Consider the following 17,871-nt stretch of genomic DNA (forward strand, 5'->3'; position numbering starts at 1 on the left):
TTTGTCAACTTCATTCGCATTCCTGAAAATGCAAAGAAATTTGGATTGTTGAAATTATTTTGTGAGACTGTAGTTTCAGCGGGCTCAATCCAAAACTGTAAAAGCTGTTTTAGGTGAAGATTAATAAGCGGTTGTATCTCTCCGTTATTTACCATAATTGAGAACTCTTCTGTTTTAAAGTAAGGATACCTTGCTTGAAACGTATAATTACCATTTTGAAGTGTATCAAATTGAAAATATCCTTGCGAATCGGTTGTTGTCCATCTGTTCAACTCTAATATCTTTACCATTATGCCAGAGTGTTCTGTTTGATTCTCAAGCCTCACGAACATTCTGGGTGTTTCATTTGGCTTTGTCGCTTCTTCTTGGCACCCAGTTAATAGAACCACCGTCACTAACATCAAAAGAAAACGTGAAAGTAAAGAGAATGTTTTCATTTTAACAATTCCCTTTTAGCGGGTTAAAAATAATTTGTATGTTTTAAATAGCAAAAAATATTCAGGATTAATTGTAGCAAGTTATTCCTAAAATTTTACATTAAAAGTGTCCAAAAAAAAATTGAAAGTCAAGACACAATAGTTCAGCTGACTTTGTCTTGTAAGCCAGACAGACTAAAATCTTTCGGTCAAGCTTGAGAATAAAGCGACCGACTCAATTCTGACAGAGTCGGTACCAACCGGCGGTGCCAATTCGCAGTAGTGGACAAGTCCGCTGGGACGGATAAAAAGCAGAAAAAGAATTTTGTTGTGTCATAATGCTTTTCTTCTTACTGTCACGATCCGTCAACTGACGGAGGTCCGTGACGGCACTAAACCGCGCCATTTTTTAGTTGATCATAAGAGAAGTTTGTCATATTCAGAGTGGGTACCGATCCAGAACCACAGTATTCCTTTTTCGATTTCTATTCCAATGGTGCGATATTTTTTTCCAACCCTTGCCGAATAATAGCTTTTAGCCTTCTTAAAGTATAGTGAGGGATGTTCGGGGTTTGATTTAAGTAGCTCAAAATTTTTGTCCGCCAATTCTTGCACTTCTTTTGGTAATTTTTCGTAACACGCCCAGAACGATGGACCGGCAAAGTGTTTTATATCTCTTTGCATTTACCCGTTCTGTAATCATCGAGAGCTGCATTGGCAAGAACATCTAATTTCCCCGAAGATACATCTTCCTCGAACTGTTTATCCCATAGCTTAGCGTCAAATTCTTCATACCATTCTCTAAATGCCGCCAATTCATCTTTTGCGAGTTTTTCAATAGCTGATTCAATTTCTTTAACAGAAGTCATTTGCTAATCTCCTCAGTTATGATTTTTTGTTTATTGACTTTCTTTTCTGTAGATAGTCCGTAGATGTTTGAAACACGAATAATCTAATCAAAATTATTTTTAGTTAAAAGAGAAGGCAATTATTTCTAACTCTCTGAGTATTCATCATCCAATTCCCATTTTAATGGATTGTTGATTATATATTGGCGGATGTTGTAAAGACTTTTTTTGCTACGGATTATATGTTCGTAGTAATTGCGCTGCCATCTGAAATATTTAAGTTCGTTTTTATTGCACCATTGTGTTACCGAGGATTTGAAAGCGCGTATGATCGAACCCAACGATTTTGGTATAATATGTTGAAATTTATTTTGTTGGGGTTCAAAATTTTGAACCCCAACATTATTAATTATAATAATCCCATGTAAATGATTCGGCATTACAACGTACTCGTCTAATTCAACATGGCAAAAATGTTTTGGGATTTCTTCCCAATGTTTTTTAACAATAGTTCCAATTTTATTCAATATCGTTTTCCCATTAACAACTCTACCGAATAAGCACATTTTATCTTTTGTGCAGATTGTAATATAGTACCAGCCTGCCTGTGAGTAATCATATTCTTTTAACCTAATAGATTTACATTTGTGAATCTGTTCCATCACAGCATTAAAATGCCTTCGTGTTTCAGCAGCCATTCCTTTCTCCACAAACCGCCGGCATATCCGGTGAGGTTTCCATTACTTCCGATTACACGGTGACACGGAATGATTATCGCGATTTTGTTCTTACTGTTTGCTTTACCAACTGCACGAATTGCTTTCACATCACCAAGTGATTTTGCAAGTTCCAAATAACTGACCGTTTTGCCGAATGAAATTTTCAGCAGTTCATTCCAGACTTTTTTCTGGAACTCTGTTCCATCGTGATTTAGCTTTACGGTGAACTCTTTTCGTTTACCTTTGAAGTATTCATCGAGTTGAGTGACGCACTCATCTAAAATTGGATGAGTTCGCAACCCCTTTTCAGCTTGTTCTTCGATAAAATCTACTGAGTTGATTCCATTTTCGCTGGCTGTGATTTTGGTCAGTCCAATTGGAGAATTGTAGTAGGTTTCGTGTTTATCTATATGGTTTGTTATTATCATTTGTTGCATTTCAATATCATTTGCTGTAGGACAGATTAATCACAAGGATATTTCGCATAATCTGTCCTACCATATTCAGGCTGTCACGATCTGTCAACAGACGGAAGTTCGTGACAGCCTGCAAATTACCGATTTTACGCTGTTGCTTTCTGCATTCCTGCTGGTTTTTCCTTAAATAAAATTGATGTGATTAATTCTGTAAGGAAACCATATACAATTCCCATAACTAAAGTTGCTATCATTATAGCTGGTCTGTCCATTACAGGAAACGCCATAGGAATACTACCGATGAAGCCGATAACAATTCCGTGAAGCCACCATTGCAATCTTATGGCGCTTACACCGATTGTAAAGCCCATCAGTGTTCGGCTAAAAATTATTGTCCACTTTGTTGCTGTGGATATTGGCTCGTCTGGATTTGAGCTTGCTAAAAGCATGCAAACGATTCCAAAGATGAACCCGCAGATTGTTGCGATTAGTACTCGTTTTGTTGTAAGCATTGTTGTGCCTCCGATTTTTTTAAAGGTGTTGTTTAAAGTTTAGTCAATAAGCAATTGACAATTCCGAATTCTACAATCCACTCCGTCGGTTGACGGACGAATTCCGCACTCCGCGTTTGACATTATCTTTTCTTTCTTAATTGAGAGCTATGACTTATTATTTTTTTAACTTAAAATTTTATGTGTTCATTTAGCTCACAATAGTAATTTTATAATTAAGCCTCAACCCTTTCCTTCCTCTAATGCTCTTTCTAACAAATCAGAAATATCTAATTCTTTTGCCCAATGTTTGAGGTATTCTACATCGAGTAAATTTCCTTGAACTTTTATAACGCCTAACACATCCAACCATTGGCGTTCAGATACTTTTTCGCCTAACTTATACCACTCAAGTTTGTTTAGAATAATATCTTCTGCAGAGCAAAGGTAAATTTGAAGCGAATTGTTTTCAACATCAATTGTATCTTTTCGTTTTCTTTCGAATGCTTTTTGAGAGTATAGTTTTTCTTTTAATATAAATACATCGACCTTCAGCATTGTTTCAAGATGTATCAAATTAAAAGAAGAAGTTGTTTGGATTGCATCTTGAATCATATTTTCATCGATGAAATAATCCGGTTTAAGTTTTTTTACAAGCGAGTTAACTTGATATGGCTTTAGATTTGAAATTAAATCAACGTCTAATGTTGCTCTTGCAATACCATAAGCAGAACTTGCTATTGAACCACCGATGTAATACGATATTCCTAACTCTTCAAAAGCTTTTATAACGGGCTCTATTGCAGATAAAATTTCCATTTTTCACATGTGATTTTCTTCAATAGATGCACGATATTTGTTAGCTAATTCGTCGCCGTAGTGATATTTAATAAAAAGCATGTCCAATTCATTTGGGGATAATTTGGGATTAGCTCTTGATATTGCTCTTCGAGAAAGTTGTAACATTGTCTTGGTTAAATGTTGTACTTGCAAAATTCTTTTTGTCACGCTTGAATTTCTTATGAGAGAGATGAGAAATTTTTCTACTTCTGGATTAGTATCTATCGATTGAGTAATCATAAGTTTTAGTATCTTGTTTTTAATTTCCTTATTTAACACTTGGTGGTATATTTTTTAGGTTTCTAATAAAATTCCTTTTTTCTCTATTTCGTTTTTAGTAAAAGGGGAATTTTCAAAATCTGCAGGAGTAAACGGATGAGTCTCTATTCTTGGTTCAACTTTAACGACTAGTGGAATAAGCATTTTATTGTCTTCCAATCTAAATCCCATAAAGCTTTCGGAGACGATGGCAATATCTATATCAGACCATTCTAAATTAGCTTCGTCATCATTTGCAAAAGAACCAAACAAATACATGGCTTGGATTTTTATATTATTGTCTCTTAAAACCTTAGCAAGCTCTTTTGCTTTTCTTATTGCATATTGTTTATCGTATTTAATACCCATTGTCTTAGTTTGTTAATTCTATTTAATTCGTTGCTTACAAAATCAAATGTGTACTTTTTATAAAAACTTTCTTTGTATTCAGGATATCTTGTCTGAAGATTGTACTCATTAGTGATTTTTAATTCAGCAATAATGTCTTCATTTAAATCCATTTCACATTTTAAAGCAAGCATATATAAATCGTGCTTAAAAGGCGGAATCTCACCAAATTTTTCAACATACAATGCTTTAAAGAGTTTTTCGAGACTTAAATGAGCAATGAATAAAGCAAAATGTTTCCGTTCATTTTTTTTGACAGATTTCATTTGCTGAAATCCAATCCTCTTCAGAACTATCAAGCCAGTATTTAACGTGTTGTTCTTTATTCATCATAACTTTGTTCAAATATGATTATTAAACTCAACACTTGCAATTATGTTTTACTTAACTTCACACTTCGCATTTAACATTATCCTTTCTTCCTCATACTTCTATAAACGCCAACTACCGCACCAATTATTTTAAATTTATCGTAGTTGTGTTTTATCTCGATTGGTTTGTAAGCTTTGTTTTCGGGTTACTACTTATAACACGGAGATTCGATTTGTAGACTAAGTTTTATGTATTTTTGAATTGATTAATAATAATCCTTATGCCAAAAGCTATACATCCTAGCGATAGAAATAAAGAGATTATAGTTTCTGGTTTGTATGGTGGGGCAAAGAATAATATCAAATGAACTATTGGAATAGCAATACTCAATATGAATATTTGAAGGGAAAACTTTTTCGTTATAAAAAGAGAAATCATTATTAAAAGATTAAAGCTCAAAACTAAAATTCTAAGCCATGGGGCAGCTCCATATAACCATTCCATTATGAATTAATTCGCTTTTTTTTTCTACTGTACCAAATTATTATTGATATCAATCCCCCAGCTATTATTGTTGTTTCGAATGCAATAAAGAAAACACTTTGCCATATAGAGTTAGAGTTTTGTAAGGTAAACCAATAAAAATACCATAATGTTGAAAAACCAAATATAATATATATGTCTTCCTTTTGAGCTTTCCTTATATCAATTATAAAAACTAGTATTGGAAAGAAAATTACAGCAATGTAGATGAAAACATTCATAAAATTTTTAGATAAAACAACCCGCTAAGCCGGCAGTAGCAAGAGCATAAGCTGCGGCAGCTACTACGCATCCCACTAATCCGGCGCAAGTAATAAGTCCTATAAATGCTACAATAAAGGAAAGAATGGCAATAATACACATCACAATATTTTTTTGTGTTTCATTAAAAACATCGCCATCCAAAATTACTTTGTAAGAATTAATAAAATTTTTTCTTGTTAAATTCTCTTTAAGTCGTTCGCAAATTTTTACAAACTCCGCATTCTCAGATGATCTTTTAATAGTTTCCATTATGGATGCAAAATTTCCTAATTCCTTAGCTGAGATAAGATTGTTAATATCGTTACTGTTTAGATTTACCTCTACCTCCTCTTCGTTGAATTTTGCTCTGATTACTTGCTCATTTAGCGGTTCTGATAGATCTGACAGAATTACCTCAGTATTTACAATTATTCCTTCGCCCATTCTAATTTCGCCGATGGCTTCTCTTTCAGTGAGATTTGTGCTAAAATTAATCTCGCCGGTTTCCGCAATATAAGTTCCAGAAAATTCTGCTGTACCATTTATAAAGTTGTTAAAGTTAATTTTTAACGTATCTGCGATTTGCATTTCGGAAATATTGTCGCCCAAGTTTCTAAATACTGACGTATTAAGCCTCTTTTTAGTTTAATAAAAAGTAAAATAAGATGGTAATAAATGCAAGGTAATATTTAAGATCCGCCAATTTCGAATTGATAATGTAGAAAAGACAATTTCATAATCCAAATTCCACACTATCCTTTCTTCCTCATACTTCTATAAACTCCAACAACAGCACCGATGATTTTGAATTTATCGTAGTTGTGCTTTATCTCGATCGGTTTAAATGCTTTGTTCTCGGATTTCAGCATTATTGTTCCGTTCTGACGGAAATATCTTTTTACAACAGCAGAATCATCGAGCACGGCAACGACGATTTGTCCATCTGTAATCTGTGCATTTGGATTTACTATCACAACATCTCCGCTGAAAATGTATGCATCCTTCAAACTGTCGCCTTTTACTTTTAGAAGAAAAGAATCTTTTGGCATACGGACGATTGTAGGCAGTTCTACTGTATCGATTGCGTCGGGATAAATCACGAGCGGATTTCCTGCGGCAACTTCTCCAAGCACCGGACGAGGAACAAAAAACTTATCCGAAAGCGTTAGTTCAATTCCTCTCGCAAGCAATGGATTTCGTTTGATGAATCCTTTTTGCTCAAGTGCTTTCAAGTGTTGCTGAACTGTTGAACGATTTTTGTAATTGAATTTTTTTGCAATCTCTGCCAATGTAGGCGGAATTTGTCTAAGCGACATCATATCAATTATGAAGTCAAGAATTCGTTTTTGTATTTCAGTTATTTGTTTGGACATGGAAACCTCTTAGGAATGTACAATTTATAATGTATAATTAATAATTACGGTGAATACAAATTTAGTTAGATAGGTAGAGATTTTAGTAAGGTATAAAATGTTTCAGTTTAGGAGTTGAAATTTTTATAAAATTATAGAGATGTCATCCCGACCATAAAGTGATAGGAAAGTTACAAGTCGGAATGACATCTCTTGTATAATTATTTTGTTAGTAAAAGCTTCTTAGTTGAAATAAACAATCCTGAGGTAAGTTGGTTCACTCCGTTCACCACAAGCTGATAGAAATAAACCCCGGAACTTAATTCGTATTTACTCGCATTGAACTCAACTTCATATTCACCGGGTTGCTTTGGTTCGTTAACAAGTACAGCCACTTCACGACCGAGTAAATCAAAGACCTTTAAATTCGTAAGTCCAAAATCTGAAATCGAAAATCTTATTTTGGTTGTGGGATTAAACGGATTCGGATTGTTCTGATACAATTGATAAGACAATACTTTGTTTTGACTTAATGCTTTTTCCATTGGTGGCCCATATACTCTTGTAGAAGCCGCATCAGACGGTACAGATTCTTTACTGGTATTATCTACAGCAGTTACTCTATACGAAGCAACACGCTCATTCGCAATTAGAGGACCTGTAATGCACTGCTCAGTATTATCTACAAAAAAAGTATCTGTTGTTTCAGCTAAGTATTGAAATCCCCATTCCTCAGTTACTTTTTTATAGACTTTATATTTGTGCATATCAGGTTCTTGGTTTCTGAACCATTTTAATAAAGGTTTGTTATTAGCATTGCAACTTATGGTTAAATGCTGTGGTTTGGATGGGGGTGCAGCCAATGGATTATTAATGAATATATTCACATGAATGTTATTGTATTGATCTTTTTGCAGTAGTTCTGCACATAGATTCTGAATATCCGGATATGTACTTGGATTGCTCCAAGGTGAAAATATCTGATTATATCCAATATTAAAATAATCTACAGTAGAACCCAAAAAGTCAGTATGATTTTTGGTCGAATAATAATTGAGTGGGTCTATTCTTTTCCCCCTTAAATTCAGTTTGTCTTCACCGAAAGGTTTATTCGGATCTAACCTCTTAAACGGAAAAGTATATAACCAATCGGGATATGGATAATTCGGAAAAGTATGCCAAACTCTTTCCCAGTTCCATCTACCAAAGGCACTTTCGATATCAACAGAATTATTAGTGCAGTGAGAAATTAAAAGCCCTGTTCCAGGACTCCTAATTGGACCACCATTATATATTAGCCAGGAGCTTTCATAAAAATTTACACGTTGGTGGTTTTCAATTAGAAAATATTCTGAAGTACCTGGAATACTAATTTTATAAACCTTGTGTGTGGTTAATGCATCTGTTAGGATAGAATCCACAGCATTTGAAGTTATAAGAATAGGAGTAATCCATCCCATTTTTATTCTCTCAAATGAGCTCATTACACCTGTTCCACTACCATCCATTAAACCATGATAACCAATACCCTCATAATGAGCATCAAACAAATAGTGCCCAAATTCATGTAGCATTACTGGAAGTCCACCGTGAAGATCAGTAACTCCATTTTGAAATGTGCCCGAACCCCACAAGTTGGCGCTTATAGTTACACCATCCCTAGTTAGTGAAGTACCACTGCCAAATGTTTGTCGAAATCCTGTAAGTCCAGCTATACCCTGATAAGGGCTCCCATCAAGCATTAGAGTGTTTGCAAATCTAAAACAAATTTTTATCATATCAACTTTGCCATCATTATTACTATCATAATTTGCAAAGTTTATAACTGGATCTATAGAAGTTAAAATTTCCTCAGTTAAATAACCTATATGTCTGCCGCTTGATATAAAATAATGACTCTGATTGTGTTGTGGCTGATAAAAAACAACATCACCAATAACATCATAAAGCCCATTAGACATTGTCTTAAAATAACCGCTCATGCTTGGATTAGAATAAGATTGTTGAACAGTGCTTGAAACTAAATTAGGGCCCCAGCTTGGCATTTGATTTAGTGTATCAGGCCATAAATCAGTGTGGGGCGATTGGTTAAAGTTATCATCAGAAAATTTACACAAGACAATTAGTATTCTAAAAGTTCCTGTGTTAGGAATAGCTGAACTTGTACTCGTACTATTCACCATGCAAAAATCTTCCTGACTATAAGAATAGTTAAAGGACAAACAAAAGAGCAGTAAAATGGAAAAATACTTTTTCATATTGTTACCTCGTTATTTTAATAAAGTTAATTTTTTAATCCTTGACTGCTGATTATTGACTGTCAGCCGACAGAAGTATATACCACTTGGCAATTCTTTATTCTCATCATTACGTCCATTCCAAAATACCATATGCATTCCTTCATTCATATTTTTAGAAAGAATTGTTTTTAATAACTGCCCCTGTAAGTTGTAAACTTGTAGGCTTATATCAGCAGATTTAGGTAAATAGAATTTAATTGTTGTAAGCGAATTGAATGGATTAGGGTAATTCTGAAAAAGCTCAAAACTTTTCAAAGGATTATAAATAATGTTTTCTACAGAAGTAATAGTAGTGTCTCCAAATGCAACTCCATTAATAATTGCACCTACCAATCCAATCATATATAAATCTCCTGTAGTTTCTGATAGTCCTATATCCCGAACGAAACTCCTTGTTTGAAAATTTATATCTGGAAACAATTTGATATGTAGGGCATTTCTCCATTTTTCATTCATTCTCCATACGAAGCTAGTTACAAATGAAGCTAATGTATCGCCGATACAAGAAGATAGACTATATATAAGCTCCTTCTTAGATTCTCTTAAATTCCATCTGCAAATTTGTCCTTGACTATCTACCATATCATACGTGTAATATGTGTATCCGAACGTATGATCAATTTCTCTTATCTTAAAATACTTGTCTCCATCACTTGTAATTGTGTCAGCTAAAACTCTTCTAGATATTGTCAAGGGAATAGCTCCTACATATCCCATATATTTCCAGAAATTTCCAATACGTAATGGATAAAACTCTCTCCAGTCAATTTCTTGTTTCAATACAATCATATCTCCGTAAACAGCTCCATCTATTACAGCACCCCAAAAACTTCCTTCTGGATTGAGGTAATCGTCTCTTAAATTTCCTTGATAAAAAACTACACCAAAGTTTTCAATAATTGTTTCGCTGTATTTCCTAATATTGGTTGAGTCAAATAGAGCTATATCGATTGCAAGCAATGTATCGCTAAACCCAACGACATAATATTTCTCTAAAACTTTCCAGAAAAAGTTTTCAAAGGGTGAAGGGTAAGTCTCATTTTTATTCTTAGTTAAATCATATAAAAGTTTATCTGAATTGTTTAAATAAGTATAGATTTTTCCCAAGCTGTCGGCTCTCTGGAAAGAATATTTAATCTCTCGATTTACACTATTGGCACAGTTCCACATCTTTATTTTCTTATATACTATTCCGTTCGGCATCAGTGTATCTGCGATAATTTCTTTAGCTATAGAAAAGTTTAGTCTTCGTGTAATACCAAACAATGTTGTCGTATCTTTCTCAATGAATTCCCAAAAGTCCCCAATGTTTAATGGATAAAATTTGTTCCAATCACCTTTAGTCTTTGGGTTAATTTCTCCGACTACCCTTGTAAATTTTCCACCGTATAAATCTTCTTTTTTATTATCTGCAAATACTGTGGAAAGAAATAAAAATAAAACAATTGAAATAAGTTTTAATTTTTTCATTTTTACCCTTTGAAACTTGTTTATTACTTGAAATGAATTAATCCTTATATAAACCCTGTCGTAAACTCACCGCAGTGTAAGAGACAGGCAACCACCTCCGCTTTTAATTTAAAAACTACCTGAACATTTTGAATGAGTTGAACACGCGCAAACTCTACACGGTATATATATAGAAGTAAGTAGTAAGTAGTAAGTAGTAAGTAAAACTCTCCCCTTAGAAAACTTTTTTAAACCGCCCCAGTTAACCCAGCCATATTTATGTACTGATGTTGTTTTCATTACTAAGTTATTCTTGTAATAAATATCAAGAAAGAAAAATTAAAACACAAGAAGGGATTAGATAAGACCAATAGTTGCCTTACTGTCATCATCTCGATTATGAAGTCGAGAATTCTTTTTTGTATTTCGGTTATTTGTTTGGACATGGGAATTATTCTCAATTAAAAGATTAAAAGATTTGTTGACCGAAGGTTGATTGAAAAATTGAAAGACGGAAATATTAAAAGATAGTTAATGTGAATTTCATAATTTAAAATGTGCGCTGGGAATTCTGATTTTAAAATTTTGTAGTAAGATGATCTTAGAGCTAATTTGCTTTAAGTCTATTTATTTCTTTTTTGATTTCATCAATGATTTCAGTATTAACTATTTCTTTTTTACCATTGATTTTCGTAGAGAAAATGTAAAATACTTTTCCACCAAATACTTCTGTAAATTTTAAATGAGTTTCTTCTTGAATAGCCCTTTCTTTATAGCTCTCCGGAAGTTGTATCCCTTCGTTAACCGGCTTAATCTGAAGCCCAATATATTTTTCATTTATTTTAATAAAGAAATCAACATTAAATAATCTATCCCAATCGTCCGGCGCTGGTTCAATTTTAATATCGAGATTTTTTTCTAGTTGCCCGTAAATTGTTTCAATCTCTGTCATGTAACCATCGAAAGTGCAATTGATGACAAGATTAATCATATAATCAATACAATCTTGTTCTGTGATATCATCAAGCTCAGCTTGTACAACCTCGGTGATTTTTACATAGAGTTTTTTACCAAGTTCTGTAATATGCTTTTTGCTTTTTACATTTTTGAAATAGTATTTTTTCCATTCTTCAATTGTCTTCGGTGAACACTTACGAATTGATTCAGAAGTCGGACCAACATTACGTTTGAAATTAAGTTGGAATCGATTCATTACACTATTAAGGATCCATTCTTTAGGCATTATCTGTTCCAAGTAAGTGCAGAAATTTATTTTTGTATTTAAAGTTGAGATCTGTATCAACTAAAACTAATTTTTCTTTAATAAGATGTGCATTTATAAAAGTTTTATTTTGTAAATATAGATAACAAAGTAATCGATCATAATCATCGTATTTTTGCTCATCGAATTTCAAATATACTTTTTGTCCCTTCGTTTTATTAAGAAGGAATTCCTTTGCTTTTCCGGTTACTTCTGGTTTTTCTTTTACTCCGATTAATCTAACAATCAAGTCATTATTTAGCTTTAATAATTCTGGGCTAATTATTTCGTTAACAGAATAATAATCTTCTCTTTTACTACCATTATTATCTAGTTTGGAGCCAAATTGAAGTTTTTTCAGGTCTATTTTTTTATCAAGCTTATGAGGGTCGTTAAATATGTAAGATTGTTTTTCAATTTCTTTTTGGAAGTCTATTTGAAGTGTTTTCTGAGTTAGAAACTCATACGAATATTCTTCAAAAAATTTATTTTCTTTAACAGATAGTTTATCTTTAATAACCGGAATAAACTTGTGATTAATTTCATAGCCAACAGAATTTCGGTTTAGATTTTTCGCGGCTAAAGAAGTTGTTCCGCTTCCAAGAAATGGATCAAGAATCGTATCTCCTACAAATGAAAACATTCTTATTAATCGCTTTGGAAGTTCTTCAGGAAACATTGCTATATGATTATCTTGTTTTGCCCCACCAAAATTCCAATGACCATGAAAATATGTATTCCATTCTTCTGTTGTTAATTTTGAAAGTTCTTTATTTTCCTTTGGAACTTTAGGTGGAAATCCACTTTTTTTGAATATCAAAATAAACTCATAGTCTAATTTTAATATTCCATTGCGAGGATAAGGAAACGAGCCCATTATAGTTGCGCCGCCAGTTGTGTTTGTAGTTGTCACTTTCTGCCAAATAATTGCTCCCATATAATCAAAGCCAATCGTTTCGCAAAACTTTATTATTTCGGTTCTAATTGGTATTACTTTATATCTTCCATAATAAACAGAACGGGCAAACTGATCGCCAATATTAATACATAACCTGCAGCCATCATGAAGAACACGATGACATTCTTTCCAAACGAGATTCAAGTTGTTTATATAATTTTCATAACTATCGTTGAATCCGATTTGATCACCGCTTCCATAATCTTTTAGCTGCCAATAAGGCGGAGATGTGATTATCAGATGAACGGATTCATCTTTCAACTCGTTCATCTTTCGTGAATCGCCGTTTATTATTAAGTGTTTCGTGTTCATTTTAGATTTTCATAAATATCAAAGAAAAATTTAAGCCTCTTTTTAATTTTTTCATTCATTTTTTCTACGTCAATATTTGTCATAACTTTTAGCCTTTAATTATGTTGATATTTCCACTTCTCTCTTGGATAATGTCTAAATATTCAGATTGAAGTTCTATTAATATTGATTTTCGATTTAATTCTTTTGCTACTTTTCCGGTTGTACCTGAGCCAGCAAACGGATCTAAAACAATTCCGTCTGAAGGGCAACAACATTTTATAGCAATTTCTGGAATCCGCGAAGGGAACACAGCAAAATGACGATATTGACTTTTTGCAGTGTTAATTTTGAAAAAATCTGGAATCATATCGACATCAATTATATCCCCTGGATTTTTACCATTTGGATGATAATTAATTTGCTGCAGCACTTCTTCAGTTTCTGTCATTTCAAAATCATGTTTGGAATCAAACTTTAATAATTCCTTAAGCTTTAGCCAATCTTCTATAGAAGGATAAGAGCCGCCAGCATCTTTGCGGAACCAATGTCCAACAGTATGCCGGTAAGAGTTACCAAAAAATTTGACAATATCTATATTTGTGAATCCTCTCTTATCTCTCCAAAAAGCTAAGTAATCACAAATTGTCTCTTGCGAGGAAGTTATTTTTCTTTTGGTTATGTATTTGATCCCATTTACTGAGATTCTTCCGCCAGGAGATGCCCCAATGTTAGATTCGTTTCCTTTAAATTTTCCATTGTAATTAGTTTTAGCCAGTTTTAATTCGAGCTGTTCTGTTTTGTGGGGAATTCTAATTGCATCAATATTGAAATAAACTTTTTTTTCCCAGTCATTTTTTGTAAAGAAATAAATTGGTTCGTAAGTATTCTTAAATCTTGATTTGACCGGAGAGGGCATATGATCAGGTTTATACCAAATTATTTGATTCCGCAATAACCATCCCCTTTCTTGCATTCCAATTGCAACTCGTTGAGGTATCATTTGTAAATTTTGATCAACGTAAGTATCTCCAATATTTAGAAAATATGCACCGTCATCTTTCAAAATGCGTAGGAATTCCTTACTTAATTGTACAATTTTTTCAACGTAATCTTTTGGATTTTTTTCTCTTCCAATTTGTTCTTCAGCGTTATAATCACGGAGATTCCAATAAGGAGGCGAAGTAACAATAACGGAAATTGATTTATCGGGAATCATCTTAATGCACTCAAATACATCACCATTGAGTATTAACGGAGTTGTATTTTTGGGTAAGTTTACGAAGTCTTTAACTCTGGCGTAGCTTGTTTTTTCATTTGTTCTTTTTAAAAGTACATTATAACTGTTAGCGGCTCTTTCTTTCACTAATGGAGGTTTTTGCTTTGTGCCTTTATAGCTTACTTCTTTTTTGGGGGAACTTGTTTTAGCTTTCTTTTTAACAGCCATACAATTATTCGTCTTTGTGTTCTATTAACAATAACTTCATGATTTTCAATTTATATAAATATAGATAAATATTCTTAAAGTAAAAGTTCGATTTTGAAAAATCGTTCTTATTAATTTGATACAACTCCGTCACGTAAGTCACATTTTTTCTGCTTATTGAATCAGATTACAGTGTAAAAATAATACCATACATCTGTATGGTAGTTTATAAAATCGAAGGGAATTTGTCAAGAGCTTTTTTTGATTACACTGATTTAATTTGATTGAAGCATGGTTATGGAAATTATTCCTCAAAAAAAATAAAAACCTAAGATTTTAAGCTTTGAAATACATCCCCGCGATTGAGGATTGTAAATTTATTTTTCGGGACTTAGTGTAAGAAGCTTATATTTTTGATAAACTTTAGCCGAAGTATTGAATTGGATATATTTTCCTTTCAGCCACATTCTGGTTTGGTCTGAATAGTTATCGTGTGTAATGTGACCGGATTGCCCGCTTGTAAGAATTATAAGTGAACTGTCAATCTTGCTTAAATCAACTATCTGCCGCATTGAAGGTCCGAGATAATTATCGTAAGGTTCAGAGAATTTGAAGCTTGTATTATTAAGAGTGGTTTGATCGCCGCCGATTTCAAACGGACCGATATCGACAAGATAATCTATTATCGAACTCTGTCCGCTAAAAGGATGTTTGAACTTAACTTTATGAATTTTTCCCCACTGCCAGGATCTTGGATCATCTCCAAATTCATTTTCTAGTTTGGTAATCGCTTCGACTAAACTTTTGCGAATGATTTCTTCTTTGGTTTCTGTCTGATCTGTGTTGATGTTGTCGAACCAGGAAATGGAGACTGGATTTTGATGAATTATCGTTGAATCTGCAGTCCTGCTTTGCTTGTTATACTGTTTTGATAGTAATTGAAGAATGACTCTATGCGGAACATTACCAATAAATATGAATTGTTTGAAAAGTTCTTCACCCATTTCATCGACAAATGTATTTTTCAAAAGTTCGGAATAAAAATAATTGTAAATACCCGAAGTCTGATCATACTGATTCATTTCTGCGTTCCAATTTTTGAAGTAAGTCAGTGCAGTTTCGAGGTTCTTATCTTTTACTTCAACGTTTTCAAATGCATCTAAAATGTGGCGAGTGATTTTTCTGGCGTGTGGTGAAACTACATCATTTTGAAATTTAATGAAGTCATCCTTATTGAATTTTTCCTTTGAAGTTAAAAGTTCGTGAATCCGTTCAGTGCGCGATGCCGGCTCCCACAAATTGCCTATATAATAAGATAGGTTGTGAGAGGGTAAATTGTTGTTGGTCGCAATAAATCCATCTGCAGGATTTAAGACTTCAGGCAGATCTTCAAAATGTACAAAATCCTTCCAATCAAACTCAGAAGTCTCACCATTTTTTGGAATAAGTGGAAAAGGATTATTCCGTAGCGAAATTTTACCGGCGGCTTTATAAAAAATATTTCCGTCGGAATCAGCACAGAGAAAATTTTGGGCAGGTGCATTGAAGTGTTTAAGAGCATTTTTGAAATCACGATAATTTCTTGCTTTGCTGATCTTATAGAATGTTAAAACCTCATCGCTTAATTCGTATCCAGTCCAAGACATTGAGAGTGTATTATCGATTTTTGCTTCATTTGAAAATTCATTTGCTTGATCAATTATCGGTCCGCGGTGAGCCTTTTTTATTTTGAAGATCACATCGGCGGAATCTTTTACTCTAATGGTATCTGACTTTATTACAAGATTTTTATATTCACTATTGAAGAAGTATTTTGTTTGTGTAGAATCAAGTGATTCGATAAACAAATCGCAATCATCCAACATTAAATTTGTAAGTCCCCATGCAAGTTCTTTGTTTTTTCCGATAACTACTCCAGGTGAACCGGGAATTGTAACTCCCGAAACTGAAAGAGTTGGTGAACTTAAAGAGACAATATACCATTTCGAAGGGAGTGAATAAATCAAATGCGGATCGTTAGCTAAAATTGGTTTTCCGCTCTCAGAACGTTTTGATGATACAACCCATGAATTACTTCCCGATTGCGAATCATACCAACCCATGAACTCACGAAATGAAACATTCAGTTCGTAAAAATCAGAAAGGTGGTTGTGAATAGATTTCACTGAATTAAATCTGGGTAATGATAATTTTTTTAATTCCGCATCTCTCGACAGGGCTCGAGATAAATTCCGGACTCCGAATTCCGCACTTTTAATAATTGTTGGTGCATCGACTGGATATTCTGGAATAATTTGGATGAGCTTTTCAGACGGAATTTTCTCTGCAAGCTGTGCATAAACAACATCTGTCCACCAGCCCATATTCAATTCCCAAGCCATCAATCGAGCCATTATGAAAGTCTGCCAAGGTTCCCATTTATCAGGTTTATATGCAAGCAGATCGAATTCAAGTTGATAATTTTCTTTATTAATTCGTAAAAATTCATTTATTCCCTTTGCATAAGAAGAGCAAATTCGTTTTGTTTCTTGGGAAGATTCTGCAAAAAGTTTCTTTGCAAGCTCTTCGATCCCGATTGTTCTGAACATCTTATCAAATTTGATTGTCTTAGTTCCAAAGATTTCCGAGAGTCTTCCCATTCCTGCACGTCTCAGAAGATCCATTTGCCACATTCTATCTTGAGCATGTACAAAACCAAGACCGATGAATAAATCGTCTTCATTCATTGCTTCGATGTATGGAATCCCAAAATCATCACGGCATATTTTTACTGTTTGATTCACTGAAGGAAGAGTAATTTCTCCATCCATCTGTGGAAAAGATTTTGTGATCATCCGATTGACAAAAAACCATGCAGCAATTGAAATAAGAACAAAAACAATCCCTAACCCGATTAATACTTTTTTATAAGGTTTCATTACAAAACTTTTTATGAAATATCTAATTCTTTTGTAATAAAAATCCAAATCCAATCGTAATAACTGGCATTAGCAAATAAGTAATACCGATATCCGATAAATATTCACCAAATGTCATTTTCATTGGACCCCACATAAACATTGATAGGTCAATGATAAAACTTACAAGGAAAAATATAAGTCCGAGAAGAATCCCTTCTTTAAGAGAATTCGTTTCAACTTTTTTGAAATATAGAATTGAAAAAATTACGACTGCTGCACAAACAGCTACAGGCATAATTGATTCAAACAGAGGGCGGTTAGATTCTCGAATAGGAAAGATGAACATTGCTACAACAAATGGAATTACCCAAACTGCAAGTGCATAAAGAAGCGCTGATTTGATTGATCTCATTTTAACTCCTACTGACTTTTGGAAATTT

General features: G+C 33.5%; 19 protein-coding genes. All 19 read right to left on the minus strand.

Features of this window, described 5'->3' with window-relative positions:
* The coding region (locus FJ213_01340) for a carboxypeptidase-like regulatory domain-containing protein (protein ID MBM4174808.1) at positions 1-437 on the minus strand (437 nt) is incomplete at its 3' end.
* A 396-nt stretch (positions 438-833) separates the two neighbouring features.
* Positions 834-1,100, minus strand: coding sequence for a type II toxin-antitoxin system HigB family toxin (locus FJ213_01345; GenBank protein MBM4174809.1), 267 nt, complete (start codon positions 1,098-1,100; stop codon positions 834-836).
* Positions 1,085-1,285, minus strand: a complete 201-nt coding sequence (locus tag FJ213_01350) for a hypothetical protein (protein MBM4174810.1) — start codon at positions 1,283-1,285, stop codon at positions 1,085-1,087. The genes FJ213_01345 and FJ213_01350 overlap by 16 nt, the downstream gene beginning before the upstream one ends.
* A gap of 125 nt (positions 1,286-1,410) precedes the next feature.
* Entirely contained in the window at positions 1,411-1,926 is a 516-nt protein-coding gene (locus tag FJ213_01355) for a hypothetical protein (GenBank protein ID MBM4174811.1), read from the minus strand.
* Positions 1,926-2,411 (minus strand): methylated-DNA--[protein]-cysteine S-methyltransferase, encoded by a 486-nt coding sequence (locus tag FJ213_01360; protein ID MBM4174812.1) that lies wholly within the window; start codon positions 2,409-2,411, stop codon positions 1,926-1,928. The genes FJ213_01355 and FJ213_01360 overlap by 1 nt, the downstream gene beginning before the upstream one ends.
* A 134-nt stretch (positions 2,412-2,545) precedes the next feature.
* The gene (locus FJ213_01365) at positions 2,546-2,911 is read right to left on the minus strand and encodes a hypothetical protein (protein ID MBM4174813.1); all 366 of its coding nucleotides are present in this window, start codon (positions 2,909-2,911) and stop codon (positions 2,546-2,548) included.
* 222 nt (positions 2,912-3,133) lie between these two features.
* Positions 3,134-3,709, minus strand: a complete 576-nt coding sequence (locus FJ213_01370; protein ID MBM4174814.1) for a hypothetical protein — start codon at positions 3,707-3,709, stop codon at positions 3,134-3,136.
* Between the two features lie 3 nt (positions 3,710-3,712).
* Positions 3,713-3,970, minus strand: a complete 258-nt coding sequence (locus FJ213_01375) for a hypothetical protein (GenBank protein MBM4174815.1) — start codon at positions 3,968-3,970, stop codon at positions 3,713-3,715.
* Positions 3,971-4,024: 54 nt separating this feature from the next.
* Complete coding sequence (locus tag FJ213_01380) at positions 4,025-4,357, minus strand: nucleotidyltransferase domain-containing protein (GenBank protein ID MBM4174816.1); 333 nt, start codon at positions 4,355-4,357, stop codon at positions 4,025-4,027.
* The gene (locus tag FJ213_01385) at positions 4,324-4,662 is read right to left on the minus strand and encodes a HEPN domain-containing protein (GenBank protein ID MBM4174817.1); all 339 of its coding nucleotides are present in this window, start codon (positions 4,660-4,662) and stop codon (positions 4,324-4,326) included. Before FJ213_01385 ends, FJ213_01380 begins: the two co-directional genes overlap by 34 nt.
* A gap of 817 nt (positions 4,663-5,479) precedes the next feature.
* Entirely contained in the window at positions 5,480-6,082 is a 603-nt protein-coding gene (locus FJ213_01390; GenBank protein MBM4174818.1) for a hypothetical protein, read from the minus strand.
* A gap of 164 nt (positions 6,083-6,246) precedes the next feature.
* A complete protein-coding gene (lexA, locus tag FJ213_01395; protein MBM4174819.1) occupies positions 6,247-6,867 on the minus strand; it encodes a transcriptional repressor LexA in 621 nt (206 codons plus the stop codon).
* Positions 6,868-7,067: 200 nt separating this feature from the next.
* Positions 7,068-7,613 carry a T9SS type A sorting domain-containing protein gene (locus tag FJ213_01400; GenBank protein MBM4174820.1) on the minus strand — a complete coding sequence of 182 codons (546 nt, stop codon included), beginning with the start codon at positions 7,611-7,613 and terminating at the stop codon, positions 7,068-7,070.
* A gap of 1,503 nt (positions 7,614-9,116) precedes the next feature.
* Positions 9,117-10,616 carry a T9SS type A sorting domain-containing protein gene (locus tag FJ213_01405; GenBank protein MBM4174821.1) on the minus strand — a complete coding sequence of 500 codons (1,500 nt, stop codon included), beginning with the start codon at positions 10,614-10,616 and terminating at the stop codon, positions 9,117-9,119.
* A 586-nt stretch (positions 10,617-11,202) separates the two neighbouring features.
* Positions 11,203-11,838: an MjaI family restriction endonuclease gene (locus FJ213_01410; GenBank protein ID MBM4174822.1), complete on the minus strand. Its 636-nt coding sequence runs from the start codon at positions 11,836-11,838 to the stop codon at positions 11,203-11,205.
* On the minus strand, positions 11,831-13,126 hold the full coding sequence (locus FJ213_01415; protein MBM4174823.1) for a site-specific DNA-methyltransferase: 1,296 nt from the start codon (positions 13,124-13,126) through the stop codon (positions 11,831-11,833). Before FJ213_01415 ends, FJ213_01410 begins: the two co-directional genes overlap by 8 nt.
* An 88-nt stretch (positions 13,127-13,214) precedes the next feature.
* Entirely contained in the window at positions 13,215-14,552 is a 1,338-nt protein-coding gene (locus FJ213_01420; GenBank protein MBM4174824.1) for a site-specific DNA-methyltransferase, read from the minus strand.
* Between the two features lie 356 nt (positions 14,553-14,908).
* Positions 14,909-17,449, minus strand: a complete 2,541-nt coding sequence (locus tag FJ213_01425; protein MBM4174825.1) for a penicillin acylase family protein — start codon at positions 17,447-17,449, stop codon at positions 14,909-14,911.
* A gap of 22 nt (positions 17,450-17,471) precedes the next feature.
* Positions 17,472-17,843 (minus strand): hypothetical protein, encoded by a 372-nt coding sequence (locus FJ213_01430; GenBank protein ID MBM4174826.1) that lies wholly within the window; start codon positions 17,841-17,843, stop codon positions 17,472-17,474.
* Between the last annotated feature and the right edge of the window lie 28 nt (positions 17,844-17,871).

This window comes from Ignavibacteria bacterium, assembly GCA_016873845.1.
In the GTDB taxonomy this organism is placed as follows: domain Bacteria; phylum Bacteroidota; class Ignavibacteria; order Ch128b; family Ch128b; genus JAHJVF01.